Source organism: Stenotrophomonas sp. SMYL11 (genome assembly GCF_036320005.1).
Classification (GTDB): Bacteria; Pseudomonadota; Gammaproteobacteria; order Xanthomonadales; family Xanthomonadaceae; genus Stenotrophomonas; species Stenotrophomonas maltophilia_A.
This window is the reverse complement of record NZ_JAWIRS010000001.1, coordinates 667,921-692,693: the sequence shown is the minus strand read 5'-3', so window position 1 is coordinate 692,693 and position 24,773 is coordinate 667,921. Positions and strand designations below refer to the sequence as shown.

Sequence of the window (24,773 nt, the reverse complement as noted above, 5' to 3'; positions counted from 1 at the left end):
CCGATGCCGAACTGGATCGACCGCCTGCGCCGCTGGGCGATGCCTGCCTTGGCCGCACTGGCCGTGGCCGGCTGCGCCCGCACCGAGCCGGGCACCACCACCGTGCGCTTCTGGGCGATGGGCCGCGAAGCAGAGGTGGTCAGCGAGCTGATCCACGAATTCGAGGCCGAGAACCCGGGCATCAAGGTGGATGTACAGAACATCCCGTGGACCGCCGCGCACGAGAAGCTGCTGACCGCGTTCGCCGCCGACGGTCTGCCAGACGTGTGCCAGCTCGGCAACACCTGGGTGCCGGAGTTCGCCGAGCTGGATGCGCTGACCCCGCTGCAGCCGTTCGTGCAGCGTTCGTCGGTGGTCGACCCGAAGGACTACTTCCAGGGTATCTGGGATACCAACGTGATCCATGGCGAGCTGGTGGGCGTGCCCTGGTACGTCGATACCCGCCTGATCTACTACCGCAAGGACCTGCTGGCCAAGGCCGGCTACGACCATCCGCCGCGCACCTGGCAGGAGTGGGACGAGCAGATGGCCGCGATCAAGAAGATGCAGGGGCCGAACCGCTACGCGGTGCTGATGCCGATCAACGAGTTCGAGCAGCAGCTGTCGCTGGCCCTGCAGCAGCGCCATCCGTTGCTGCGCGACGACGACACCCGCGGCAATTTCGCCAGCCCCGGCTTTCGTCGCACGCTGGCCTTCTACGCCAACATGTTCGAGCAGGGCTGGGCGCCGAAGATGTCCGAGACGCAGATTTCCAACGTCTGGGATGAGTTCTTCCGCGGCTTCAATGTGTTCTACATTTCAGGCCCCTGGAACATCCGCGAGTTCAAGAAGCTGCAGCCCAAGGAACTGGAAGGGCAGTGGGGCACGGCCGCGCTGCCGGGTCCGGACGGACCGGGCGCCGGCATCGCCGGAGGCACCAGCCTGGTGATCTTCCGCAAGTCGCAGCAGAAGGAAGCCTCCTGGAAGCTGATCGAGTTCCTGTCGCGCCCGCAGATCCAGGCGCGCTTCCATTCCATCATCGGTGACCTGCCGCCGCGTCGCAGCACCTGGTACGCCCCGTCCCTGGCCAACGATCCGCTGGCCGCTGCGTTCCGTGACCAGCTGGAGCGGGTCAAGCCGACGCCGAAGGTGCTTGAGTGGGAGCGCATCGTGCAGGAAATGCGCATCGTCACCGAGAAGGTAGTGCGTGGTGGCCTGGCGCAGGACAAGGCCGTGGAAGAGCTGGACCAGCGCGTGGACAAGGTGCTGGCCAAGCGCCGCTGGATGCATGAACAACAACGCCTGCAGCAGCGCGTGCCGTCGCCGCAATCGAGCAGTGCCGTGGCCGCCGGGAGCGTGCAATGAAACGTACTTCACTTGCCGGCTGGATCTTTGCCGGTCCCTCGCTGATCGTGCTGGGCATGTTCTTCGGCCTGCCGGTGGCTTCGGCGCTGGCGCTGAGCGTGACCGACTTCGACCTGTATGCCCTGGCTGACAGCAGCAACCTGCGCTTCGTCGGTCTGGGTAACTACATCGACCTGCTGCAGACGCCGATGTTCTGGAAGTCGCTGTGGAACACCACCTACTTCGTGTTGATCGGCGTGCCGTTGTCGATCGGCGTGTCGCTGGGCGCGGCGATGCTGCTGAATGCACCGGCCGCGCGCTTCAAGGCGCTGTTCCGCACCGCACTGTTCGCGCCGGTGGTGACCACGCTGGTGGCGGTGGCGGTGATCTGGCGCTACCTGTTCTATACCAGCTACGGCCTGGTGAACTACGGCCTGGGGCACCTGGGCATCAGTCCGATCGACTGGCTGGGTGATCCCAACTGGGCGATGCCGACCATCATGTTGTTCGCGGTGTGGAAGAACTTCGGCTACAACATGGTGATCTTCCTGGCGGGCCTGCAGGCGATCCCGCATGACCTGTACGAGGCCGCCCGTATCGACGGTGCCTCGCGCTGGAAGCAGTTCCTGCACATCACTCTGCCTATGCTCGGCCCGGTGCTGCTGGTGGTCGGCGTGATCACCGTGTCCGGCTACTTCCAGCTGTTCGCCGAACCCTACGTGATGACCCGCGGCGACCCACTGCAGAGCACTGTCAGCGTGCTGTATTTCATGTTCGAGGAAGGCTTCAAGTGGTGGAACCTGGGACGCGCCTCCGCGGTGGCGTTCCTGCTGTTCCTGATCATCCTGGCGGTGACCACCGTGATGCTGCGTTTCGGCCGCAAGAGGCAGTTGGTATGAGTCGTGAAATCGGCCAGTCGCGCTGGTATCCGTGGTTGATCAATGGTGCATTGCTGGTGCTGGCCCTGGTCAGCCTGGCACCGCTGCTGTGGATGCTCTCGGTCTCGTTCATGCCGCAGGGCGAGGCGACCCACTTCCCGCCGCCGCTGCTGCCATCGAGCATCACCACGCGCAACTACCATGAGTTGTTCGCGCGCACCGGCATGGGCGGCAACTTCGCCAACAGCCTGCTGGTGTCGGTCGGCATCACCCTGGGTTCGCTGCTGCTCAACACCATGGCCGGCTACGCCTTCGCCAAGCTGAACTTCGTCGGCCGCGAGCGCCTGTTCCAGGTGCTGATGGCGGCGCTGGTGATCCCGGCGCAAGTGGCGATGCTGCCGCTGTTCCTGCTGATGAAGCAGCTGGGCCTGGTCAACAGCTTCGGCGGCGTGATCGTGCCGGCGCTGGCCAGCGTGTTCGGCATCTTCCTGGTGCGCCAGTACGCGCGTTCGATTCCGGACGAACTGCTGGAAGCGGCGCGCATCGACGGGGCCGGGGAGCTGCGCATCTTCTTCCAGATCGTGCTGCCGATGCTCAAGCCGGTGCTGGTGACCCTGGCGATCTTCACCTTCATGGGCGCATGGAACGATTTCATGTGGCCGTTGATCGTGTTGACCGATCAGGAGCACTACACTTTGCCGGTGGCGCTGGCCACCCTCTCGCGCGAGCACATCATGGACGTGGAAATGATGATGGCCGGCGCGGTGGTCACCGTGGTTCCGGTGCTGGCGCTGTTCCTGGTGCTGCAGCGGTACTACATCCAAGGTCTGTTGTTGGGGAGCGTCAAAGGATGAAGCGAGCGATCGCCGTTGGACTGGGCCTGTTGTGGACCTCCCTGGCGATCGCCGCACCTCCGGCGCTGCCGGCACCGAAGGTGCTGGACGATTTCGACGACATTGGCGCCTGGAAGCTGGTGCTGTCCGACCAGGTCAGTGGTTCTCTGCGACCGGTCAGTGGCGCTGGCGGCGGCCGCGGGCTGTGCCTGGATTACGACTTCCACGATGTTTCCGGCTACGTCGGCATCCGCCGCGCGCTGAACATCGAATACCCGGTCAATTACCGCTTCGGGTTCCAGCTGCGTGGTGATTCGCCGGGCAACGACCTGCAGTTCAAGCTGATCGATGCCAGCGGCGACAACGTCTGGTGGGTCAATCGTCCCGGCTACAGTTTCCCCAAGGGGTGGACGCCGGTCGAATATCGCCGCCGCCAGATCGACAAGGCGTGGGGGCCCTCGCCCGAGAAGGAGATGGCGCGCAGCGCCGCGGTCGAGTTCACGATCTACAGCAAGGTCGGCGGCCGCGGTACCGTGTGCTTCGACAAGCTGACCCTGCAGGGATTGCCGCCGCAGGATGATTCGGCGCTGGTGCCGTCGGTGATCGCTGATACCGCCACCGCGCTGCAGGACCGCATGATCGACGGCAAGAGCGATACGTTCTGGATCAGTGGCGGGGTCAAGCAGCAGACCATCAGCCTGGATCTGCACAAGAGCCGCGAGATCGGCGGTGCGGTGATCGACTGGCTGCCGAACCTGGAGGCGCGCCGCTACACCGTGCGGACTTCGGAGGATGGCCGTGACTGGCGTACCGTGCGTGAAGTCACCAGTGGTGCCGGTGGCCGCGACTGGCTGGCCCTGCCGGACACCGATGCGCGCTACGTGCGCTTCGATCTGCAGGATGGCCCGAACTGGCGCTACGGCATCCGTGACATCGCGCTCAAGCCGCTGGCCTTCGCGGCCACGCCGAACGCATTCCTGTCCTCGGTGGCCGCTGACCTGCCGCGCGGCTCGCTGCCGCGCGCCTATGTGGGCGAGCAGCCCTACTGGACGCTTTTGGGTCTTGATGGCGGCCAGGAACAGGCGTTGATCAGCGAGGATGGCGCACTGGAGCCGGCCAAGGGCAGCTTCAGCATCGAACCGTTCATCCGCCTCGACGGCAAGCTGCTGGACTGGTCCAAGGTGGCCATCACGCAGTCGCTGCAGGATCACTACCTGCCGATCGCGAATGTCGACTGGGTGCATGAGAAGGTCGGCCTGGCGGTGACCAGCTTCGTGCAGGGCACGCCGGAGCGCGCGCAGCTGATCGGCCGTTACCGGCTGAGCAATCCGGACAAGGTCGCACACGAGTACACGCTGGCACTGGCGATCCGGCCGTGGCAGGTCAACCCACCCACCCAGTTCCTCAACACCGTCGGTGGCTTCAGCCGCATCGATGCACTGGACGTGGGCGAGCAGCTGGTGCGGGTCAATGCTGAGCCGCGTATCTACCCGCTGCAGGTGCCGGATGCGCGCTTTGCCAGTACGTTCGACGGCAAGCTCGATGCGATGCATCTGGAAAGCGGCACGTACCCGGCGACCACGGCGGTGAAGGACAGCACCGGCATGGCGTCGGGTGCGCTGATGTACACGATCAAGCTCGAGCCCGGGCAGAGCCGTGAAGTGGCGGTGGTGCTGCCACAGACCGGTGGCTGGGCGCCGCAGGCGCTGGACGTGGCCAAGGCGCAGGCGCAGGTGGCCGAGCAGTGGCGGAAGAAGCTGGGCGTGGTCTCGCTGCAGGTGCCGGCTGCGGGCCAGGCGCTGGTCGATACCCTGCGCACCGCGGTCGCGCACATGCTGATCTCGCGCGTGGGGCCGCGCCTGCAGCCGGGTACTCGTTCATACGCGCGCAGCTGGATCCGCGATGGCGCGATGATCTCTGAGGGCCTGCTGCGCATGGGCCGCAGTGATGCGGTGCGCGACTACATCAACTGGTATGCGCCCTATCAGTTCGAAAACGGCAAGGTGCCGTGCTGCGTCGATGCCCGCGGCAGCGACCCGGTGCCGGAGAACGACAGCCATGGCGAGTTGATCTACAGCATCGCCGAGTACGGGCGCTACACCGGCGACAGCACTTTCACCGAGCTGATGTGGCCGCATGTGCAGGGCGCCTTCGGCTACATGGAGCAGCTGCGCGCCAGCGAGCGCACCGAGGAAAACCGCGCACGCAACCCGGCCTTCTACGGCATGATGCCGGCCTCGATCAGCCACGAAGGCTATTCGGCCAAGCCGATGCACTCGTACTGGGACAACTTCTGGGCACTGCGTGGCTACAAGGATGCAGCGCTGCTGGCGACCCAGCTGGGCAAGGTCGAGGCGATGCAGATCGCCGAATCACGCGACCAGTTCCGGGATGACCTGCAGGCCTCGTTGCTGTCGGCGATGCAGCAGCACAACATCGACTACCTGCCGGGCTCGGCCGAGCTGGGCGACTTCGACGCGACCTCGACCACCATCGCGCTGGCCCCGGGCGGCGAACAGGGCAGGTTGCCGCAGCAGGCGCTGGAGGCGACCTTCGAGCGCTACTGGAAGGAGTTCGTGGCGCGTCGCGACGGCAAGCGCGAGTGGAAGGACTACACGCCCTACGAATGGCGCAACGTGGCCGCGTTCGTGCGCCTGGGCTGGCGCGACCGCGCCTGGCAGGCCACCGAGTTCTTCTTCAAGGATCGCGCACCGCAGGCCTGGAACCAGTGGGCCGAGGTGGTTTCGCGCACGCCGCGCAAACCGTTCTTCGTCGGTGACCTGCCGCACGCCTGGGTGGCTTCGGACTTCGTGCGCTCGGCTTTGGACATGTTCGCCTACAACCGCGACATGGACGATGCGCTGGTGCTGGCCGCCGGCGTACCGACCGCGTGGCTGCAGGGCGAGGGCATTGCCGTGCAGGGCCTGCGCACGCCGCAGGGCCAGCTCAACTACCGCCTGCAGCGCAGCGACAGGCAGCTGGTGCTGGAGGTGCAGCCGGGCCTGGTGCTGCCGGTGGGGGGCGTGGTGCTGCCATGGCCGTACGCGGGTGATCCGGGCGAGGCGACGGTCAACGGCGAAGCCGCCGAGTGGATCAACAAGGAACTGCACGTGCACCAGCTGCCGGCGCGGGTCGAGATCGATGTACCGAGCGCGGTGCGCCGCGCCGAGCGCAAGGGACAGTAGCGATGAAGCAGCAGGGGGCGAGGGTGCGCACATCGGTGCGAGCCCTGGGGCTGGCAATTGCCTTGGCATTGCCGGGCGTGATGATGGCGGCCGAACCGGCTGCCACGACCGCGGCGGCCGACGTTGCCAGTGCGCCGGGCATGAGCATGGTCACTTTCAACCTGCATCATGACCGCGAAGACTGGCCGAGCCGGCGCCGCACCATCCTGGCCGAGCTAAAGCGCCTGCAGCCGGATGCGGTTGCCCTGCAGGAGGTGATCCAGCGCCGCAACGTACGCAACCAGGCGCAATGGCTGGCCAGCCAACTCGGCTACAGGTACGTGTTCGTGTCCACCGATCCGGTGGGCGCACCGAAGCGCTACGGCAATGCGCTGCTGACCCGGCGGCCGATTCTCGGCCAAGGGGAACATCTGCTGCAGCCGTTGGGCGACTACCGCACGGTGGCTCACCTGCGCATCGACGTCGACGGCACGCCGGTGAACGTCTATGCCACGCATCTGAACGAGCGCAACGACGAGAGTGGTCAGCGCATCCGTCGCACCCAGGTCGAGGACCTGCTGCGCTTCATCACTGCAACGTCGGCCGGTGCACCGGTGGTGATCGCCGGCGATTTCAATGCGCTGGTGGACGCCGGCGACCTGAGCGAGCTGCGCAGCCACTATGGCGACAGCTACGGTAGCGTGCACGTCAACACCGACTTGGCCGGGGTCAGTACGCTCAATCGTCATTACTACCAGGCGCCTTTGCGGATTGACCACATCTTCTTCCAGCAGGACGAGATGGTCGCGCGCGAGGCGAAGCTGCTGTTCGACCAGCCCGACGACAGCGGTCGCTGGGCATCCGATCACTACGGCGTGTGGACCCGGTTGCAGTTCGCGCCGGCGCGCTGATGTCCTGGTAGCTGCCAACCTTGGTTGGCACGGGCGTGTCCGCGTCCGCTCCAGCAACAGCGCCAATCAAGGTTGGCCTCTACCAGAGCAGAGACCGTGCGCGGGTTGTGCCCTGGTGGGTGCCAACCTTGGTTGGCACGGGCGTGTCCACGTTCGCTCCAACAACTGCGCCAACCGAGGTCGGCCTCTACCAGAGCGCTTCATGCGCCTGAAGCACAAACAAAAACGGCGGGGATCATTGATCCCCGCCGTTTCGTTTTCACGCGATCAAAGCGCGATCAGTTCGCCGGCGGCGTGCGCTTGGCGGCCTCTTCGTCTTCTTCGTCGGCCTTGGCTTCTGCAGCCTGGGCTGCAGCGTCGGCATGGCCATCGGCGACCGGGTCGATCGACGGCGTCACCACCGCTTCGGCGACCGGGGCAGCGGCTTCGATCGGCGCGGCTTCCACCGCGATCGGAGCGACCGGCTGTTCGGCGGCCACGACCGGCTCGACGACCGGCTTGGCTTCAACCACCGGCGCGGCCTCAACGGCCACCGGCTTGGCTTCGACTACCGGAGCGGCTTCAACGATCTCTGGCTTGGCTTCAACCACCGGCGCAGCCTCGACCGCCGCCGGCTTCGCTTCGATCACCGGAGCGGCTTCACCCACCGGGGCGGCTTCAACCGCGACCGGCTTTGCTTCGGTCGCCGGCGCAATGGCTTCGATTGCCGGCGCGGCAGCGGCTACCGGCTGGGCCGGGGTCGCAGCGTCGATGGCATCGAGCATGCTGGTCTGCACCGGCGAGGACACCGCCTCAGCCTTGGCAGCTGCTTCCACCGGGGCCTGCGTTTCGGCCACGGTCGGCGCGGCGGCTTCGACTACGGCGCTGCTCACCACGGCAACCGGTGCGGCGGCAACAGCGGCGGCAGCACGGACCGGCTTCGCGGCATCGGCAGCGGCCGGCTCGGCTTCGTCATCGAAGTCGAACTCCGGCTGCGAACGGGCCGGCTGCGCAGCAGCGACCGGCGCAGTGCCGGCAGTGCTGTCGACGTTCGGCTCGGCGTCATCACCGTCGTCACCATCGTCCTGGTCATCGCCCAGGGCGTCGCTGCCGGCGGCGTTCTCGGCGCCACCGCGACGACGACGACGGCCACCACGACGGCCACGACGACGGCGGGTCGCGCCTTCGCCTGCCTGCTCGCCATTGGCGTCGGTTGCAGCCTCTTCACCGGCAACCACAACCACCTCGGCCTCGCTGGCAGTGTTGGCAGCAGTCTCGGCCGGTGCTGCGGTGTCCACCGGAGCGGCGGCCACCGGCGCAACCGGGGCGATCGGCGCGGTGGCTTCCTGCGCGGTCACCACATTGGCGGCGACGGCGGTGGCGGCCACGGCTGCAGCCGCGGTCACGGCTTCGGCCGGTGCTTCGGCGGCGTTGCGCTGCGGCTTCTCGGCCGGCTTGTCAGCGTCCTGCTGCGGGCGCGGCTGCTTCGGCTGCTTCAGCTTCGGCTGCTGCTGGTTCTGGCCCTGCTGCTCGTTGCGCGGCTTGTTCTGCTGCTGCGGCTGCTGCTGGCCATCCTTCTGCTGCGGCTCCTTCTGCTTGCCCTGCTGCGGCTGCTGCTGGGCATTGCCGTTGTTGCCGTTGCGGCCGTCCTTGCTGCGCTGCTCACCGCGGTCCTTGCGGTTGCCGCCGTCCTTCTGCTGCTGCGCGTTGCCGTTGCCGCCATTGCCACGATTGTCGTCGCGACGATCCTTGCGGTCCTTGTTGCGATCCTTGTTGCGGTCCCTGCGGCCGCCGTCCTGCTGCTGGCGTGCAGCAGGGGCTGCAGGCGCCGGCGCGGGGGCCGGTTCGCCACCGAACACGCGCTTGAGCCAACCGATCACGCCGCCACTCGGTGCCGGCGCCACCGGCGCTGCCACGACCGGGGCCGGGGCCGCTGCGGCCGGCTCCACTTCCTCGCGCACCGGGGCGGGGGAGGTGTGCTTGACCTGGGTCACCGCCGGCGGCGGGATGTTCAGCTGGCCCTTGGTCAGCGCGTGCACCGGCAGCTTGCGCGGGGTGCCGCGCTGGTAGCTGGGCTTGTTGCTCTCTTCACCCAGCTCGTTCTCACGCAGGCGGGTGACGGTGTAGTGCGGGGTGTGCAGCTGCTCGTCGGCGACGATCACGATCGGCGCCTCGTGGCGCTGCTCGATCTCACGCAGGGCGCTGCGCTTTTCGTTCAACAGGTAGTTGGCGATCTCCACCGGGGCCTGCACCAGCACCTGCCCGGTGTTCTCCTTCATCGCATGCTCTTCGGCGACGCGGATGATCGACAGCGACAGCGACTCGACGCTGCGCATGCGGCCGTGGCCGTCGCAACGCGGGCAGACGATCTGGCTTGACTCGCCCAGGCTCGGGCGCAGGCGCTGGCGGCTCATTTCCAGCAGGCCGAAGCGCGAGATGCGGCCGACCTGGACGCGGGCGCGGTCGTACTTCAGCGCGTTGGCCAGGCGGTTCTCGACCTCGCGCTGGTGCTTGTTGGAGGCCATGTCGATGAAATCGATGACCACCAGGCCACCCAGGTCGCGCAGGCGCAGCTGGCGGGCCACTTCCTCGGCCGCTTCCAGGTTGGTCTGGAACGCGGTGTCCTCGATGTCGCTGCCCTTGGTGGCGCGCGAGGAGTTCACGTCGACCGCAGTCAGCGCTTCGGTCTGGTCGACCACGATCGAGCCGCCCGACGGCAGGCGCACGTTGCGCTCGTAGGCACCTTCGATCTGTGATTCGATCTGGAAGCGGTTGAACAGCGGGATGTCGTCCTTGTAGTGCTTGAGCTTGCGCAGGGTCTGCGGCATCACCTGCTGCATGAACTCACGGGCGTGCTCGTACATCTCCTCGGTGTCCACCAGGATCTCGCCGATGTCGGCGCGCAGGTAGTCACGCAGGGCACGCACGATCAGGCGCGATTCCTGGTAGATCAGGAACGGGGCCGGCTTGCTCAGCGCGGCTTCGGCGATGGCACGCCAGACGTTGAGCAGGTAGTCCAGATCCCACTGCAGCTCTTCCGCATCGCGGCCAACGCCGGCGGTACGGATGATCACGCCCATGTCGTCGGGGATGTTCAGCTTGTCCAGCGCGTCCTTCAGCGCGGCCCGGTCTTCGCCCTCGATGCGACGGGAGACGCCGCCGGCGCTGGGCGAATTCGGCATCAGCACCATGTAACGGCCGGCCAGCGAGATGAACGTGGTCAGGGCCGCGCCCTTGTTGCCACGCTCTTCCTTGTCCACCTGGACAACGATCTCCTGGCCTTCCTTCAGCAGTTCGCGGATGCCGGCCTTGTTGTGGTCGACACCGGCCTGGAAGTAATCGCGGGAGATTTCCTTCAGCGGCAGGAAGCCATGGCGGCCGCCACCGTATTCAACGAAGGCCGCTTCCAGCGAAGGCTCGATGCGGAAGATCCGGCCCTTGTAGATGTTGGACTTCTTCTGTTCCTTCGACGGCTGCTCGATGTCGATGTCATACAACGACTGGCCATCCACGATGGCAACACGCAGCTCTTCAGCCTGCGTGGCGTTGATCAGCATTCGCTTCATTGTTGCGTTCCTCGCAAGCGGCTACCGCGCGGAACGCCATGGGGTTTCGCCTCTGGACACGGTTCGCCGCCCATTCGCGCAAGCGCGGGGAGGGCGGCTTGGGTTTCCAGCGCTACGACACCACGGCAGGCCGCGGGAGCGCTTCACTCTTATGGGTTTTGGGGTGTTACAGGCCGCAGGCAGCTGTCAGCCAGGCTGGAGCGCCACGCGGGACATGTTCAGCACGGTTGCGTGTCAGGCATCCGGCGATGGCCGGGAAGGCCGGTGAGCCGCTAACATGGCCGCCCCGCGGGCGGTGGTCGCGCACTGTGCCGGATTCGTCGGAAGCTGGGCTTCTGGCCCTGAGTAACTTCCAACGAAATCAATCCCTTATCTCGCCCCCCGAGTGTAACAGAATAAACAGCCTGATGACCGCCCAAGACCCCACCAAGCCCGCTGGCGACAAGCCTTCCGTGCGCATGATCACCGTTCCCGCCGACCGTGCCGGCCAGCGTCTGGACAACTTCCTGCTCGGCCAGCTGAAGGGAGCCCCGCGCAGCCTGGTCTACAAGCTGGTGCGCAGCGGCCAGGTGCGGGTGAATGGCGGCCGTGCCAAGGCCGAGCGCAAGCTGGAGGTGGGCGATGAGGTGCGCGTGCCGCCGGTCCGTCTCAGTGAGGAAGGAGACAAGGCCGGTCCGCCGGAGGCGTTCATGCGCCGCCTCGAGCAGGCCATCGTGTTCGAGGATGCCCGCCTGCTGGCCCTGAACAAGCCCACCGGCGTGGCCAGCCACGGCGGCAGCGGCATCAGCTTCGGCGCCATCGAGACCCTGCGCGCGCTGCGCCCGGGGCAGACCCTGGAGCTGGTCCACCGTTTGGATCGCGACACCTCGGGCCTGCTGATCGTGGCCAAGAAGCGTTCCGCGCTGAGCGAACTGCAGGCGCTGCTGCGTGAAGACCACGGTGCCGGCATCCGCAAGCGCTACCTGACCCTGCTGGCCGGACGCATGCCCGACGGCGTGATGACGGTCGATGCGCCGCTGCACGTGGGCCTGCGCCAGGGCGGCGAGCGCCATGTGCAGGTGAACGCGATCGGCAAGGAATCGATCAGCCACTTCCGGGTTCTGGAGCGCAAGGGCGGCCATTCGTACTGCGAAGTGCGCATCGAGACCGGCCGTACCCACCAGATCCGCGTACACGCCCAGCACCTCGGTCATCCAGTAGCCGGTGACGACAAGTACGGCGATCCTGCGGTCAACAAGCGGCTTCGTGAGCAGATCGGCCTGAAACGTCTGTTTCTGCACGCGGCCTCGCTGGAGTTCGCGCTGGACGACGGCAAGAGCCCGTACGTGCTGAACGCGCCGCTGGCCGATGAGCTGGTCGAGGCGCTGGACCGGCTGCGCTGACGGCGGTTCGGCGCCGCCGGGTGATTGGTCGGCGCCGTCGCTTCCCTGCGATGAGTGGGCTTGTCACTTTCTTTGCTCGTGCAAAGAAAGTAACCAAAGAAACACGCCGCCATCCGCGAGCCGGCGCTGCGCTCCTCGGTTCGCCGAGGGACGGCGCGGAACTCGCTGCGCTCAGACACCCGCGCCTCTTCGCCCTCGCCGGACCTGCGGTGCTCGGCTCGCTACAAGGCGGACCAGACAGCCGCAGCGTAGACCCACACCCGCACGCAGCCTTTGTAGAGTCGAGCGACGCTCGACTCGCGCGCGCAGCGCGGGCTTCGCTTTCTCATTCTTTCATCGCGCGGCTGGCTGGCACGCACGGAAAAATGACGGGGCACGGGCGGGGGCGGCTTGCAGGGGGCCAGATCAGTCCGCCGCATGGATGCGGCGGCCAAGCCTCCATGGATGGATTCACGGCGTCCCCTGCAAGCCGGCCCCGCCCGTGACCTCTCGATACCGTGGGACGTACCAGCCGCGAGGGGGGGGCTCAGCCCGTTGGCCGCAAACCCCTCACCACTTGAACAGCACCAGGCTGATCGCCAGCGTGCCCATGCCTGCCACCAGCCCGTACACCGTCTCGTGGCCCTTGGCATAGCGCTTGGCCGCCGGCAGCAGTTCGTCCAGCGCCAGGAACACCATCACGCCGGCGATCAGCCCGAACACCCAGCCGAAGGTGGCGTGCGACAGCGACCCGGACAGCAGCCAGTAGCCCAGCGCCGCGCCCACCGGTTCGGCCAGGCCCGACAGCAGGCTGGCGCTGAATGCATAGAACTTGTTCTGGGTGGCGAAGTACACCGGCACCGCAATCGCAATGCCCTCGGGAATGTTGTGGATGGCGATGGCGAAGGCCAGCGGCATGCCCACCGATGGGCTTTCCAGCGTGGCGAAGAACGTCGCCAGGCCTTCCGGGAAATTGTGCGCGGTGATCGCGACCGAGGTCAGCAGGGCAACACGCTTCAGGTACTCGCGGCTGTTCTCGCGGAACGCCGGGTCCTGTTTGTCCAGGCTGTCATGCGGGTTGGGAATGAAGTGGTCGATCAGCACGATCACGATCACGCCCAGCAGGAAGGCCAGGGTGCCGTAGGTGAAGCCGGTGCGCTCGCCATAGGCCAGGGCGAACGAAGCGATGGACTTGTTGAGGATCTCCGACAGCGACACATAGACCATCGCACCGCCGGCGAAAGCCAGGCCGAACGCCAGCAGGCGTGGGTTGGGGCGGCGCGAGAACAGCACCAGCAGGCTGCCGATGGCGGTGGCCAGGCCGGCCGCGAGGGTGACCGCCAGTGCGATCCATACATTTTCGGGGGGAATATGCAGCATGTACCGACGCGGTCCTGGTCAAAAGACAACCGCCCCGGATGAGCCCGGGGCGGGGAGGGCGAGGCGGGCGTCGGCTGGCCTCGTCGGGGCGCGGGCGATCAGCCGCCGCGACGCAGGCGTTCTTCGATGGCGAAGCACTGGTCTGGCTTAGGCTGCGGCGGGTTGAAGCTGACCGGCACCTGGATGGTGGCCGGCACCGGCTGGCCGTTGCGGGTGGCGGCGTTGAACTGCCAGCCCTGCACGGCGGTCTTGGCCAGTTCGTCCAGCTGCGGATTGCCGGCGCCGGTCAGCAGAGCCACTTCGCTCGGCTTGCCGTCGGTGCCGATGGTCACCTTGAAGGTGCTGGTGCCACCCACGCCCATGCAGGCCAGTTCCAGCGGGTACTGCGGCGGCGGCGTCTTCACCGCGGCCACCTCGGTCGGCGGCGGCGGTGGCGGTGCCGGCGGTTCGGACGGGCCACAGCCGGCCAGGCCGGTCGCAGCGATCAGGGACAGGCTCAGCAAACGTATGTTCATGGCAGTTGCTCCGTCAGGGCCGAAGTCTTTGCCGCGCAGATGAAGTCGTTCTCGCTCAGGCCGCCCACGTCATGGGTGGAGAAGCGCACGACCGCGCGGTCGTAGTGGACGCCCAGGTCCGGATGGTGGTCCTCGCGATGAGCGATCCAGGCCAGCGCGTTCACGAAGGCCATGGTGGCGTAGTAATCCTTGAAGCGGAAGGTGCGCACCAGCGCCTGGCCGGCCTCGGCCAGCTCCCAGCCCGGCACCTGCGGCAGCAGTTCGGCCAGGCGGGCCTCGCCAAGCTTGTGGTCGCTGCCTTTGCGCGGCACGCAACGGGCCTGGGCCAGTGGAATCAGGTCGGCCATGGGAATCTCCACCTCGTGTTGACTGAACAATGCGCCGGACGGTGTATAAACCGAATGAGCGGCTGACGCTTACTTGGCTAGAATAGCCTGATGATCCAGATCTCCGACACTGCCCAGACCCATTTCCGCAAGCTGATCGAACGCGAGGGCGTGCCCGGCATGGGCGTGCGCTTGAGTGCGGTCGACCCCGGCACCCCGCGCGCCGATGCCCGGCTTGAGTTCGCTGAACCGACCGACCTGCTCGGTGATGAGTGGGCGGTGGACTGCGATGGCTTCACCCTTTACGTCGATGCCGGCAGCGTCGGCTGGCTCGATGGCGCCGAGATCGACATCGTCGCCGGCACCGCGGGCGCCCAGCAGCTGACCATCAAGGCACCGCGCATCAAGGGCGAAGCGCCCGGCGATGCCGCCTCGCTGGTCGAGCGCGTGCACTGGGTGGTCGAGAACGAAATCAATCCGCAGCTGGCCTCGCATGGTGGCAAGGTGGCCGTGCAGGAAGTCTCGGCCGAAGGCGTGGTGCTGCTGCGCTTCGGTGGTGGCTGCCAGGGCTGTGGCATGGCCGATGTGACCCTCAAGCAGGGCATTGAAAAGACCCTGATGGGCCGTGTGCCGGGCGTGACTGCCGTGCGCGACGCGACCGACCACGACAGTGGCCACGCGCCGTACATCCCTCGCGGCAACGCCGCCTGATCGCTGACGCGTGCCTCTGACCCGGGCCGAGCAACTCATCGACCTGCTGCTGGCCCGCCAGCAGCCACGCGCCGTCCTCGAGAAGTCCACGCGCCTGCCCTATGGCTGGGCGCTGTGGCTGCGCTCGCTGGGGCCGCTGCCGCGGCCGTTCCACGCCCGCGAAGTGATTGCGGTATTGCTGCCGCGCCCACTGCCTGGACCGCCGGGCGAATCGCCCCGGCTGTCAACGTGGCAGTCGCTGCGCCGGTTGTTCTGGCAGGACTGGGACGCTGCGCCGCGCGATCAGCGCTGGATGCGCTGGGCCTCGGCATTGGCCAGCGCGCTGCTGCACCTGCTGTTCTTCATGCTGCTGCTGTGGGTTGCGGTGATCCGCACCACGGCACCGGAAGCAGAAGGCGCCGAAGGCGAGCGTGTGCAGGTGGAATTCGTCGGTCGCGCCACCCAGGAAGGTGGGGGCGATCAGCCGGGTGCCGAGGCGGCTGCGGCGGCACCGGCCGGCCAGGTTGCAGCCGGCCAGGAAGGGGGGGCAGCGACTGCACCTGAGCCGCGTCCTGCGGCCTCGTCGGCGCCTGCGCCCGCACCGGCTCCAGCACCGACAGCCAGCGTGCCGTCGCCGCCGGCCGAAGCCGAGCCGGCCCCGCTTGCGGCCCCGCCACCCTCGCCGGTGCAGGCCACCGAAGTGGCGCAGGCCAGCACGGATTTCGTGGTGCCGCCGGTCAGCGTGCCGCGCACCGAGGTCAGCATCGTGCCGCGTGACACCACACCCACGGTGCGCGAGCGCAGCGTACAGCCAGTGCAGGCGCCGCCAACCCCAACCGCGATGCGTGCGCCGCAGGTCGCAGTGCGGACGCCGCAGCTGCCCGACATCCCGGTGCAGGAGCGCGAAGTCATTACGGTCGATGCACCGGTGGTGTCGCAGCCGCTGCGCACGGCCGATGTGCAGGTGCGCGTGCCGCAGCGTGACGTGCAGGTGCGCGAGCGTGAAGTGCAGGCGGTGGTCGATCCGCAGGTGCGGATGGCGACCGTCGCCGGTCGTGAACCGGCGGTGCATGCGCCGGCGGGTCGTGACGTACAGGTTCGCGAGCGTGAAGTAGCCTCGGCACCGGCGGCAGCTCCTTCGTCTTCGAGTGGCAACGCACCCGCGGCAACGCCCACGCCGGCAGCCAATGGCAGTGTGGCGCAGGCGAGCAGCAGCGCCGCGCGGCCTGCTGCATCCAGCACGAACCCGGCCCAGGCCGGAGCGCGCCCGGCCCCCAATCCGGGCAACTGGGCCACGCCCGCCAAGGGCGATGACTGGGGTGCATCGAGCCGCAACCAGGACGGCGCCGACAAGGGCGCCCGCCAGGCCAGTACCAGCGGCAAGGGCAGTGGCCTGTTCAATGCCGATGGCAGCGTCCGCGTGCCGGGCCAGGAAGGCGAGGGTCGTGCCGAGCGCGGTGCGCCAGGTGGGGCAAACGACGGCTGGAGCAAGGAACGCATCGCGCAATCGGGCACCTGGCTGAAGCGACCGCCTTACGACTACACGCCTACCTCGTTCGACAAGTACTGGGTGCCGCAGGAATCGCTGCTGGCCGAGTGGGTGCGCAAGGGCGTCAAGGCCATGGAGATTCCGTTGCCGGGCACCAGCACGAAGATTTCCTGCGTGATCTCGATCCTGCAGGCCGGCGGTGGCTGTGGACTGACCAATCCCAACATGCAGGACCAGCCGGCGGTGGCACGGCCCCCGCCGGACATCCCGTTCAAGAAAGAGCTGCAGGAAGATAACGGCAGCCGCTAGGCAGGGCGCGCGCCCCACACGTTGGCCGGCTCGCGCTTTGGTAGGTGCCAACCTTGGTTGGCACAGAAGCGCCGACCAAGGTCGGCATCTACCGGAGCACGTGCGCCGACCAAGGTCGGCATCTACCAGAGCACGTGCGCCGGCCAGGGTCGGCATCTACCTGGGCGGTGACTTCACGCGCTCTGCGACAGAAACACCCAGAACGGCACGTCGCGGCCAACCCAGTCGCGGCTGGCTTCGTCCATCACGTCCAGCAACGTGTCGAAATCCTTCTGGGTGGAGGCGCGCAACGTGTCCACGTCGGCCAGGAACAGCGCGTAGCCGTTGGCCGGCAGCCACTGCAGGTCGCGCAGGTTGTCCGACAGCGCATCCCAGTTGCCGCCGAAGCCCGCCGGGAAATCCAGTTGCGCGGCCAGCCGGGCCAGCAGAGTGCGCTTGTCGGCCACGCCTTCCAGATCGATGCGGACCACCTTCAGCCCGGCGTCGCGCATCGCGGCGGCCAATGCGCTGATGTCGTCGCTGTCGATGGCGTAGACGCCAGCGTTGTTGATGTCATGCAGGCCGAGGCCGAAATCATCGTGGCTCATCACTGCGCTCCCTGGGCCGGTACGGTGAAGCTGCGGAACGATTCGTAGTGGTCGTCGGTGTAGTACCACGCTTCTGGCGGATCGCCGCCAGTGACGATGCGGCGAGCGCCACGGGTGCGCGCACCGGGGGTGTCGACGGTGTATTCGCGGTAGTAGCCGCGCGGGCGCTGCGGCAGCTGCTGTTCGCGGTTGCCGAAGGTGCTGCCGTCCTGGCGGTGCGGGAACGGGCCGCCACGCTGGATCAGGGCGATGGTCTGCCGGGCTTCGGCGGGCAGGAACGCGGGCAGGCCGCTGTCGTTACCGGTTGCGGTCGTGGCCGGCGCGCGCGCGGCAGGCGCACCCTGCAGGGCCGGCGCGAACTGCGGCGCCGGCGGGCGCTGCATGAAATGGTTGGCGACCAGGCCGAGCAGCAGCAGGGCGATGGCGGTGATCAGCAGCCGGGGGTTGCGCATGGGCAGGGGCGGGCGAGGGTGGTGCGGGCACTGTAGCGCCTGTGCGCTGCACGGTGCATGAGGACGGCGTCGCGTCACTGCTGCGTAACAATTGCCGTCGTGCTCACTGGCAGGACGCAATTTCCTTTACATCCCCCTTGGTAATCTGGCGGTCTGTCCCCATCATTCACCGCGCACGCCCGACACCGTCGGGTGCCCTCGCAATCAGGAGATGCATCATGGCCTATACCCTGCCCAAGCTGTCCTACGCCTACGACGCGCTGGAACCGCATATCGATGCGGCGACGATGGAAATCCATCACACCAAGCATCACCAGACCTACATCAACAACGTCAACGCGGCTCTGGAAGGCACCGAGTACGCTGACCTGCCGGTCGAAGAACTGGTGAAGAAGCTCAAGTCGCTGCCGGAGAACCTGCAGGGTCCGGTGCGCAACAACGGTGGCGGCCATGCCAACCACTCGCTGTTCTGGACCGTGATGGCTCCGAATGCTGGCGGCAACCCGGTGGGCGACGTGGCCAAGGCCATCGACAAGGACCTGGGCGGCTTCGACAAGTTCAAGGACGCCTTCACCAAGGCGGCGCTGACCCGTTTCGGCAGCGGTTGGGCGTGGCTGAGCGTGACCCCGGACAAGAAGGTCGTGGTCGAGAGCACCGGCAACCAGGACAGCCCGCTGATGGAAGGCAACACCCCCATCCTCGGCCTGGACGTGTGGGAACACGCGTACTACCTGAAGTACCAGAACCGTCGTCCGGAATACATCGGCGCGTTCTTCAACGTCATCGACTGGAATGAAGTCGAGCGCCGTTACCAGGAAGCGATCGCCTGATTGCGTGACGGAATGAAATGAGAAGGCCGGGGAGACCCGGCCTTTGGGGGGCGTGTTGCTCTGGGGTTGGGGCGCCCGGGGGCGGGCACCCGGGGGGTGCCAGGAGGGCCGGCCAGCGGCCGGCACTACCTATTCCGCGGTGGCCGTTTCGCCCTGCAGGCGCAGGGTGGCCATCACGCCCAGGCGCAGGCCGGGCAGGTCGCCGTCGGCTGGCAGCAGGATCGGCTGCTGGCGGATGCCGCCGAAGTGCTTGACCTGGAACAGCACATCCAGGCCGTGGCCGCTGCTGCCACCGCCACTGGCCGCAGGCGCCTCGGCGCGGCCGCCGGGATTGCGCCGGGCCGGCTGGAAGCCGGGCGTGCTGCGCACCAGTTCCACCGTGTTGGCGGAGAAATCGCCGGCGATCAGGCTGGGCATGCCCTCGGCGGTGGCGCCGATCCAGGTCATCAGGTCGCTGGTCTGATGCTGGCGGGCGGTGGCCTCGTCCGGGTCCGGGCGCAGCCGTGCCACATAGATGTTGACCAGTGCCTCGCCCAGCTTCAGCCGCATCATGCCGGCGGCGCTGAAGGTGCCGGGTGGGTGCAGCAGGGTCACGCCATCCTCGCTGACCGGCAGCCGGGTCAGCATCGCGTTGCCATGCCGCAGCGGCTGGCTGGGCGGATCGGCGGTAACGAAGTCGCAGCTGTAGCGCAGCCGGCTGGCCAGCCAGCAGGCCGGATTGCGGCCCTGTTGCTGCAGCACCTGCTGCACCGAGATCACGTCCGGCTGCAGGTCGGTCAGCAGCTGCGCGACCTGCTCGCGGCGCTGTTTCCATTGCGTATCATCGCGGCTGGGCAGTTCCAGCGCGGCCACGGTCAGCTGCCGGGGCTCGTCCCCGCCAGTGGCGGACGCCGGCGCCTGCGGCCGCGCCTGGGCCTGCAACGCCAGCAACAGCGCAAGACAGCTGAGCAGGAGGCGGGCGGGGGCGAGGGGGCGCATAACGATAAGTTTACGCTTTTGTCGTGCAGGTGCCGTGACTTCCGACACGGAGTGTCGCTGCCTGCCATGGATTGGCACCGTTGTCATGCAGCCCTGCAGCGTGCTTCGCAAGCCCTGGTTCCGGTAATCTTGCGCCTTTCGCTTTGCAGGATTGCCTTACAGGATGAGCCACGACGCAGTTGCCCCCATCGCCGGCCAGGGAAAGATGCCGCGCCAGATCCCGTACATCATCGGCAATGAGGCCTGCGAGCGGTTCAGTTTCTACGGGATGCGCAACATCCTGGTGCAGTTCCTGATCACCTCGCTGCTGCTGCAGGAAATCACGGCGGAAGGCCGTGCCGGTGAAGCCAAGGACATCATGCACAGCTTCATGATCGGCGTGTATTTCTTCCCGCTGCTCGGTGGCTGGCTGGCCGACAGGTTCTTCGGCAAGTACCACACCATCCTCTGGTTCAGCCTGGTCTACTGCGCCGGCCACCTGTGCCTGGCGTTGTTCGAGAACAGCCGCGAGGGCTTCTTCCTCGGCCTGGGCCTGATCGCGTTGGGTGCCGGTGGCATCAAGCCGCTGGTGGCCTCGTTCATGGGCGACCAGTTCGACCAGAGCAACAAGCACCTGGCCAAGATCGTCTTCGACGCTTTCTACTGGATCATCAACTTCGGCTCGCTGTTCGCCTCGCTGCTGATCCCGCTGGTGCTGAAGAACTGGGGCCCGCAGTGGGCGTTCGGCATCCCGGGCATCCTGATGTTCATCGCCACCTTCGTGTTCTGGCTGGGCCGCAAGCGCTACGTGCTGGTGCCGCTGCCGCCGAAGGATCCGCATTCGTTCGCCAACGTGGTGCGTACCGCACTGACCACGCGCGTAGCCGGCCAAGGCCGTCCGGGCCTGGTGATCGCCGTGCTCGGCCTGGTGCTGGCAGTGGCCTCGTTCGGTCTGGTCGGCTCGTTGGGCATTGTCATCTGCCTGTGCCTGGCGCTGGTATCGATCCTGGCCGGTATCGGCGGTGGCACCTGGCTGCAGCTCGATCGCGCCCGTGGCCAGCATCCGGCCGAAGCCGTGGAAGGCGTGCGCTCGGTGCTGCGGGTGCTGGTGATCTTCGCGCTGACCACGCCGTTCTTCTCGCTGTTCGACCAGAAGGCCTCGACCTGGGTCCTGCAGGGCCAGCAGATGCAGATGCCGAGCTGGTTCACTGCCTCGCAGATGCAGGCATTGAACCCGCTGCTGGTGATGATCCTGATTCCGTTCAACAACCTGGTGCTGTACCCGGCCCTGCGCCGCTTCGGCTTCGAGCCGACCGCGCTGCGCCGCATGACCGCCGGCATCGCCTTCAGCGGCCTGGCCTGGATCGTGGTCGGCGGCATCCAGGTGGTGATGGACGGGGGCAACGCCATGTCGATCTTCTGGCAGATGCTGCCGTACGCGCTGCTGACCTTCGGTGAGGTGCTGGTCTCGGCCACCGGCCTGGAGTTCGCCTACAGCCAGGCGCCGCAGGCGATGAAGGGCGTGGTGATGAGCTTCTGGAACCTGACCACCACCATCGGCAACCTGTGGGTGCTGCTGTCCAACGCTGCTGTGCGCAACGATGCGGTGACCCACAAGATCGCCAGTACGGGCCTGAGTGAAGCGGCGTTCCTGATGTTCTTCTTCGCCGGTTTCGCCTTCGTCGCGGCGTTGGCCTTCGGTTGGTATGCGAAACGCTATCGTATGGTCGACAACTACCGTAGCGCCTGAGCCTGACATGACCCCCGTCAATCTGCTGTTGATCGCCATCACCGCCATCCTGTCGTGGATGGCGTTCAACAACCGCAAGCTGGCCGACCGCCTGATCCTGTGGCCGCCGGCCATCGACCGTCACCGCCAGTACGACCGGCTGGTGACCTATGGCTTCATCCACGCCGACTGGTCGCACCTGATCTTCAACATGATCACCCTGTTCTTCTTCGGGGGATTCATCGAAAGCGTGATGGTGCAGCTGACCGGCAGCTACCTGACCTACCCGGCGTTCTACATCGGTGCGCTGCTGGTCTCGATCCTGCCCAGCTACCTGAAGAACCAGAAGAACCCGAACTACCTCAGCCTGGGTGCGTCCGGTGCGGTGTCGGCGGTGCTGTTCGCCTTCATCCTGATCAAGCCGTGGTCGATCATCCTGGTGTTCTTCATCCCGGCGCCGGCCATCGTCTACGCCGCGTTCTACGTCGGCTACAGCATCTGGATGGACAGGCGCGGCGGTGACCGCATCAACCACAGCGCGCACCTGGCAGGCGCGGCGTTCGGCGTGATCTTCATGCTGGCCATGCAGCCGAGCATCTTCACTCACTTCCTGCGCGAACTCTCCAACCCGACCTTCCGCCTCGGCGGCGGTTGATGACGGGAGCGGGGCGGATCGGCAGCGATCCGCCCCCGCTGTTTCAGAGCGTGGGCTGCTGACCGTAGGTATCCAGCAGGCGGGCGAACACTTCTTCGCCGATGCGCTGGAAATCCTGGTCCTGGGTCTGCCCCTCCACCGCCAGTTGCAGCAGGCCCTCCAGCAGGGCGCGGTCGGTATCTGAATGGGAATCGCTGGGGTGCATCGGAGCCTCCGCGGTGGTGCGCATGATCAACGGTCGCAAGGGCCGTGCCAGCCTGGCCGTACCCCTCCACAGGCGATAGCGGCCGCCAGCGCTCCAGCTTGAGGGTCGCAAACTGACGTGAATGGATCGGACTTGCCCCTGTTCAGGCTTCACGCGATCATGGCGCCCGGCTGCGCACCATCCACGCAGTCGCCGCAGGAGACAGTTCCATGGCTTCGGTCACGCCCCCCGGTCTGGCCTACGAGGTCGAACACGACCTGGCCAACCATCGCTTCACCGCCCGTGTGCGCGGACAGCTGGCGGTGCTGGATTACCAGATCAAACGCAGGCGCATGGTCATCACGCATACCGAGGTGCCCGAGCCGATTGCCGGCCGAGGCATCGCCGGTGAGCTGACCCGTGTGGCGCTGCGTTTTGCCCGTGAGCAGAAGTACAAGGTGGTGCCGGCGTGTTCCTACGCCGAGGCCTTCCTGCAGCGGCATGAGGAGTATCACGACCTGCTCGTTGGCTGAATGCCAGCGGGCCACGCTTCAGCCATGGCAGGCGATGATGTACAAACATGAACAGGGGATCCCGATGAAGATTGGAAACAACCGGCCATTGCACGGCAGTGTGCTGGCCGGCGTGGTGGGCGTGCTGTTGCTGGCCGGCTGCCAGCGTGAAAGCGAGCCGGCACCGGCGACCGACGCGGCGCCTGCCGCCGAGGCCACCGCCGCAGTCGAGACGCCGGCCACGGAAGCGCCGCTGGACCTGCGCGACGTGATCGAGAACAACGAGCGCGAAGTGGTGGGTATCAGCTACCCGGCTGGCATCGACCGCTACCCGGGCCTGGCCCGCGCGCTGCAGAGCTATGCGACGAGTGCGCGCAGTGACCTGCAACAGGCGCTGGACGGGCTGGGCAATGACAAGCCGACCATGCCCTACGAGCTGTCGCTGAGCTTCGAGAAGCTGCTGGAAACCCCGCAGCTGGTGGTGGTCAGTGCCGATGGCAGCCGCTACACCGGTGGCGCCCATGGCGAACCGCTGGTGGCCCGATTCGTGTGGCTGCCGCAGCAGCAGCAGATGCTCAGCGCCGAGAAGCTGGTGGCCGATGCCAAGGGCTGGAAGGCGATCAGCGATTTCGTCGCCGACCAGCTGCGCGAACGCGTGGCGACCCGCCTCAGTGGGGAAGACATGGACCCGGCCCAGCTGCAGGAATCGCTGCGCAACGCATCGCGCATGATCGCCGACGGCACCGGCCCGCAGGCCGACAATTTCAGCCAGTTCCAGCCGCTGACCGACGACAAGGGGCAGATCACCGCGCTGCGCTTTGTTTTCCCGCCGTACCAGGTGGGTCCATACTCGGACGGCACCCAGACCGCCGACGTACCGGCGGCGGTGCTGTTGCCGCACGTGGCCAAGGACTACGTGGAGCTGTTCGCACGCGGTTGACCGCAGTCGAGGAGGTGGCGTGGATACAGGGTTGCAGGAGCGGGTCGCCGGCCTGCTGCAGGAAGCCGGGGTCCGCATCGGCGGTACCCAGCCACAGGATATCCAGGTGCATGACCCGCGCTTCTTCGCGCGGGTCATGGCGCACGGCTCGCTTGGCCTCGGCGAGAGCTACATGGACGGTTGGTGGGATGCCAACGTCCTGGACGACTTCCTTGTCCACCTGATGCAGGCGCACCTGGACGAACGGGTGCACGGTTGGCGCGAAGTGGCCGATGCACTGAAGGCGCGCCTGTTCAACCTGCAGGTGGGGCAGGGCAGCTACGAGGTGGGCCGCCGCCACTACGACCTCGGCAATGATCTCTACCAGGTCATGCTGGGCCAGCGCCTGGTCTACAGCTGTGGCTACTGGCGCAATGCCGGCGATCTCGACGCCGCGCAGGAAGCCAAGCTTGACCTGGTCTGCCGCAAGCTGGGCCTGCGCCCGGGGCAGCGTGTGCTGGATATCGGCTGTGGCTGGGGCGAAGCCCTGAAGTTCGCCGCCGAGCGCTACGGTGTCAGTGGCGTCGGCGTGACCATTTCGCAGGAGCAGGCCGGGTTCGCCCGCGAACTGTGTGCTGGCCTGCCGATCGAGATCCGCCTGCAGGACTACCGCGAACTGCACGAACCGTTCGATGCGATCTTCTCGATCGGCATGTTCGAGCATGTCGGCGACAAGAACTACGCCAGCTTCTTCGAGGTGGCCAGGCGTTGCCTGTCGCCGCGCGGCCTGCTGCTGTTGCACAGCATCGGCACCAACATCTCGCGGCATCGTACCGATCCGTGGATCGCGCGCTACATCTTCCCCAATTCAATGCTGCCGTCGGCGGTACAGATCACCAAGGCGTTCGAGGGCCGCTTCGTGCTGGAGGACTGGCACAACTTCGGCACCGACTACGACCTGACCCTGCAGGCCTGGCGGCGCAATGTGGAAGCGGCGTGGCCGCGGCTGGATGCGCGCTACGACGAGCACTTCCGGCGCATGTGGCGCTTCTACCTGGCCGGGTCGATGGCCACCTTCCGTTGCCGGCACGCGCAGCTGTGGCAGCTGGTGCTGTCGCCGGAAGGCGTGCCGGGTGGGTACGTGGCGCCGCGTTGATCTGGATGCCCCCACAAAAAACCGCCCGGTCACCCGGGCGGTTTTCGTTTCAGGCTACCGCGCGGGCG

Annotated in this window: 22 protein-coding genes; 14 read left to right on the top strand and 8 right to left on the bottom strand. The window is 66.8% G+C overall.

What is annotated here, in order from left to right:
- Positions 1-3: 3 nt before the first annotated feature.
- Genes V3B46_RS03205 through V3B46_RS03185 form a run of 5 tightly spaced genes read left to right on the top strand, consistent with a single transcriptional unit; the run spans position 4 to position 7,109 of the window.
- Entirely contained in the window at positions 4-1,344 is a 1,341-nt protein-coding gene (locus tag V3B46_RS03205) for a sugar ABC transporter substrate-binding protein (RefSeq protein WP_329891115.1), read from the top strand.
- Entirely contained in the window at positions 1,341-2,222 is an 882-nt protein-coding gene (locus V3B46_RS03200; protein WP_329891114.1) for a carbohydrate ABC transporter permease, read from the top strand. The genes V3B46_RS03205 and V3B46_RS03200 overlap by 4 nt, the downstream gene beginning before the upstream one ends.
- The gene (locus V3B46_RS03195; RefSeq protein ID WP_006378064.1) at positions 2,219-3,055 is read left to right on the top strand and encodes a carbohydrate ABC transporter permease; all 837 of its coding nucleotides are present in this window, start codon (positions 2,219-2,221) and stop codon (positions 3,053-3,055) included. The genes V3B46_RS03200 and V3B46_RS03195 overlap by 4 nt, the downstream gene beginning before the upstream one ends.
- Positions 3,052-6,219, top strand: a complete 3,168-nt coding sequence (locus V3B46_RS03190; protein ID WP_329891113.1) for a discoidin domain-containing protein — start codon at positions 3,052-3,054, stop codon at positions 6,217-6,219. The genes V3B46_RS03195 and V3B46_RS03190 overlap by 4 nt, the downstream gene beginning before the upstream one ends.
- A gap of 2 nt (positions 6,220-6,221) precedes the next feature.
- Complete coding sequence (locus tag V3B46_RS03185) at positions 6,222-7,109, top strand: endonuclease/exonuclease/phosphatase family protein (protein ID WP_329891112.1); 888 nt, start codon at positions 6,222-6,224, stop codon at positions 7,107-7,109.
- Between the two features lie 278 nt (positions 7,110-7,387).
- Here the strand turns inward: V3B46_RS03185 and V3B46_RS03180 are convergent, their stop codons facing one another.
- The gene (locus V3B46_RS03180) at positions 7,388-10,654 is read right to left on the bottom strand and encodes an Rne/Rng family ribonuclease (protein WP_329891111.1); all 3,267 of its coding nucleotides are present in this window, start codon (positions 10,652-10,654) and stop codon (positions 7,388-7,390) included.
- A 407-nt stretch (positions 10,655-11,061) separates the two neighbouring features.
- Between V3B46_RS03180 and V3B46_RS03175 the strand changes: the two genes are divergently transcribed.
- Complete coding sequence (locus V3B46_RS03175) at positions 11,062-12,036, top strand: RluA family pseudouridine synthase (protein ID WP_329891110.1); 975 nt, start codon at positions 11,062-11,064, stop codon at positions 12,034-12,036.
- A gap of 549 nt (positions 12,037-12,585) precedes the next feature.
- Here V3B46_RS03175 and zupT read toward each other — a convergent pair.
- The 3 genes from zupT to V3B46_RS03160 form a co-directional block, all read right to left on the bottom strand.
- Complete coding sequence (zupT, locus tag V3B46_RS03170) at positions 12,586-13,395, bottom strand: zinc transporter ZupT (protein ID WP_049424010.1); 810 nt, start codon at positions 13,393-13,395, stop codon at positions 12,586-12,588.
- 98 nt (positions 13,396-13,493) lie between these two features.
- Positions 13,494-13,910, bottom strand: coding sequence for an energy transducer TonB (locus V3B46_RS03165; protein ID WP_088026554.1), 417 nt, complete (start codon positions 13,908-13,910; stop codon positions 13,494-13,496).
- The gene (locus tag V3B46_RS03160; RefSeq protein ID WP_049424015.1) at positions 13,907-14,257 is read right to left on the bottom strand and encodes a 4a-hydroxytetrahydrobiopterin dehydratase; all 351 of its coding nucleotides are present in this window, start codon (positions 14,255-14,257) and stop codon (positions 13,907-13,909) included. Before V3B46_RS03160 ends, V3B46_RS03165 begins: the two co-directional genes overlap by 4 nt.
- Positions 14,258-14,347: 90 nt before the next feature.
- Between V3B46_RS03160 and V3B46_RS03155 the strand changes: the two genes are divergently transcribed.
- Together V3B46_RS03155 and V3B46_RS03150 are read left to right on the top strand one after the other, a co-directional pair.
- Positions 14,348-14,947 carry an NfuA family Fe-S biogenesis protein gene (locus tag V3B46_RS03155; RefSeq protein WP_154352968.1) on the top strand — a complete coding sequence of 200 codons (600 nt, stop codon included), beginning with the start codon at positions 14,348-14,350 and terminating at the stop codon, positions 14,945-14,947.
- A gap of 10 nt (positions 14,948-14,957) precedes the next feature.
- Positions 14,958-16,724 carry a hypothetical protein gene (locus V3B46_RS03150; RefSeq protein ID WP_154352967.1) on the top strand — a complete coding sequence of 589 codons (1,767 nt, stop codon included), beginning with the start codon at positions 14,958-14,960 and terminating at the stop codon, positions 16,722-16,724.
- Between the two features lie 173 nt (positions 16,725-16,897).
- Here the strand turns inward: V3B46_RS03150 and V3B46_RS03145 are convergent, their stop codons facing one another.
- Complete coding sequence (locus V3B46_RS03145) at positions 16,898-17,311, bottom strand: barstar family protein (RefSeq protein WP_329891109.1); 414 nt, start codon at positions 17,309-17,311, stop codon at positions 16,898-16,900.
- Entirely contained in the window at positions 17,311-17,763 is a 453-nt protein-coding gene (locus tag V3B46_RS03140; protein ID WP_329891108.1) for a guanyl-specific ribonuclease, read from the bottom strand. The genes V3B46_RS03145 and V3B46_RS03140 overlap by 1 nt, the downstream gene beginning before the upstream one ends.
- 218 nt (positions 17,764-17,981) lie before the next feature.
- Between V3B46_RS03140 and V3B46_RS03135 the strand changes: the two genes are divergently transcribed.
- Positions 17,982-18,593, top strand: coding sequence for a superoxide dismutase (locus V3B46_RS03135; protein ID WP_005410310.1), 612 nt, complete (start codon positions 17,982-17,984; stop codon positions 18,591-18,593).
- Between the two features lie 129 nt (positions 18,594-18,722).
- On the opposite strand, the gene V3B46_RS03130 is transcribed toward V3B46_RS03135, so the two are convergent.
- Positions 18,723-19,571 carry an endonuclease/exonuclease/phosphatase family protein gene (locus V3B46_RS03130; RefSeq protein WP_154352965.1) on the bottom strand — a complete coding sequence of 283 codons (849 nt, stop codon included), beginning with the start codon at positions 19,569-19,571 and terminating at the stop codon, positions 18,723-18,725.
- Positions 19,572-19,734: 163 nt separating this feature from the next.
- Here V3B46_RS03130 and V3B46_RS03125 point away from each other — a divergent pair, with 163 nt between their 5' ends.
- A complete protein-coding gene (locus tag V3B46_RS03125) occupies positions 19,735-21,300 on the top strand; it encodes a POT-type proton-dependent oligopeptide transporter (RefSeq protein ID WP_032129657.1) in 1,566 nt (521 codons plus the stop codon).
- A 7-nt stretch (positions 21,301-21,307) separates the two neighbouring features.
- Entirely contained in the window at positions 21,308-21,934 is a 627-nt protein-coding gene (locus V3B46_RS03120; RefSeq protein ID WP_329891107.1) for a rhomboid family intramembrane serine protease, read from the top strand.
- A gap of 43 nt (positions 21,935-21,977) precedes the next feature.
- Here V3B46_RS03120 and V3B46_RS03115 read toward each other — a convergent pair whose 3' ends face one another.
- Positions 21,978-22,163, bottom strand: coding sequence for a hypothetical protein (locus V3B46_RS03115; protein ID WP_049421514.1), 186 nt, complete (start codon positions 22,161-22,163; stop codon positions 21,978-21,980).
- Between the two features lie 185 nt (positions 22,164-22,348).
- Between V3B46_RS03115 and V3B46_RS03110 the strand changes: the two genes are divergently transcribed.
- Genes V3B46_RS03110 through cfa form a run of 3 tightly spaced genes read left to right on the top strand, consistent with a single transcriptional unit; the run spans position 22,349 to position 24,705 of the window.
- On the top strand, positions 22,349-22,651 hold the full coding sequence (locus tag V3B46_RS03110; protein ID WP_006455911.1) for a GNAT family N-acetyltransferase: 303 nt from the start codon (positions 22,349-22,351) through the stop codon (positions 22,649-22,651).
- A 37-nt stretch (positions 22,652-22,688) separates the two neighbouring features.
- Positions 22,689-23,570, top strand: a complete 882-nt coding sequence (locus V3B46_RS03105) for a DUF3298 and DUF4163 domain-containing protein (protein WP_329891106.1) — start codon at positions 22,689-22,691, stop codon at positions 23,568-23,570.
- Positions 23,571-23,589: 19 nt separating this feature from the next.
- Complete coding sequence (gene cfa / locus V3B46_RS03100; RefSeq protein ID WP_329891105.1) at positions 23,590-24,705, top strand: cyclopropane fatty acyl phospholipid synthase; 1,116 nt, start codon at positions 23,590-23,592, stop codon at positions 24,703-24,705.
- Positions 24,706-24,773: the final 68 nt, after the last annotated feature.

What these genes read in the sequence shown, in the direction of transcription:
- V3B46_RS03125 (WP_032129657.1), top strand. Translation starts at nt 19,735, where the DNA reads ATGAGCCACGACGCAGTTGCCCCCATCGCCGGCCAGGGAAAGATGCCG.
- V3B46_RS03135 (WP_005410310.1), top strand. Translation starts at nt 17,982, where the DNA reads ATGGCCTATACCCTGCCCAAGCTGTCCTACGCCTACGACGCGCTGGAA.
- V3B46_RS03200 (WP_329891114.1), top strand. Translation starts at nt 1,341, where the DNA reads ATGAAACGTACTTCACTTGCCGGCTGGATCTTTGCCGGTCCCTCGCTG.
- V3B46_RS03110 (WP_006455911.1), top strand. Translation starts at nt 22,349, where the DNA reads ATGGCTTCGGTCACGCCCCCCGGTCTGGCCTACGAGGTCGAACACGAC.
- V3B46_RS03180 (WP_329891111.1), bottom strand. Translation starts at nt 10,654, where the DNA reads ATGAAGCGAATGCTGATCAACGCCACGCAGGCTGAAGAGCTGCGTGTT.
- V3B46_RS03155 (WP_154352968.1), top strand. Translation starts at nt 14,348, where the DNA reads ATGATCCAGATCTCCGACACTGCCCAGACCCATTTCCGCAAGCTGATC.
- V3B46_RS03115 (WP_049421514.1), bottom strand. Translation starts at nt 22,163, where the DNA reads ATGCGCACCACCGCGGAGGCTCCGATGCACCCCAGCGATTCCCATTCA.
- V3B46_RS03165 (WP_088026554.1), bottom strand. Translation starts at nt 13,910, where the DNA reads ATGAACATACGTTTGCTGAGCCTGTCCCTGATCGCTGCGACCGGCCTG.
- V3B46_RS03175 (WP_329891110.1), top strand. Translation starts at nt 11,062, where the DNA reads ATGACCGCCCAAGACCCCACCAAGCCCGCTGGCGACAAGCCTTCCGTG.
- V3B46_RS03195 (WP_006378064.1), top strand. Translation starts at nt 2,219, where the DNA reads ATGAGTCGTGAAATCGGCCAGTCGCGCTGGTATCCGTGGTTGATCAAT.
- V3B46_RS03120 (WP_329891107.1), top strand. Translation starts at nt 21,308, where the DNA reads ATGACCCCCGTCAATCTGCTGTTGATCGCCATCACCGCCATCCTGTCG.
- zupT (WP_049424010.1), bottom strand. Translation starts at nt 13,395, where the DNA reads ATGCTGCATATTCCCCCCGAAAATGTATGGATCGCACTGGCGGTCACC.
- V3B46_RS03205 (WP_329891115.1), top strand. Translation starts at nt 4, where the DNA reads ATGCCGAACTGGATCGACCGCCTGCGCCGCTGGGCGATGCCTGCCTTG.
- V3B46_RS03190 (WP_329891113.1), top strand. Translation starts at nt 3,052, where the DNA reads ATGAAGCGAGCGATCGCCGTTGGACTGGGCCTGTTGTGGACCTCCCTG.
- V3B46_RS03105 (WP_329891106.1), top strand. Translation starts at nt 22,689, where the DNA reads ATGTACAAACATGAACAGGGGATCCCGATGAAGATTGGAAACAACCGG.
- V3B46_RS03130 (WP_154352965.1), bottom strand. Translation starts at nt 19,571, where the DNA reads ATGCGCCCCCTCGCCCCCGCCCGCCTCCTGCTCAGCTGTCTTGCGCTG.
- V3B46_RS03140 (WP_329891108.1), bottom strand. Translation starts at nt 17,763, where the DNA reads ATGCGCAACCCCCGGCTGCTGATCACCGCCATCGCCCTGCTGCTGCTC.
- V3B46_RS03185 (WP_329891112.1), top strand. Translation starts at nt 6,222, where the DNA reads ATGAAGCAGCAGGGGGCGAGGGTGCGCACATCGGTGCGAGCCCTGGGG.
- V3B46_RS03160 (WP_049424015.1), bottom strand. Translation starts at nt 14,257, where the DNA reads ATGGCCGACCTGATTCCACTGGCCCAGGCCCGTTGCGTGCCGCGCAAA.
- V3B46_RS03145 (WP_329891109.1), bottom strand. Translation starts at nt 17,311, where the DNA reads ATGAGCCACGATGATTTCGGCCTCGGCCTGCATGACATCAACAACGCT.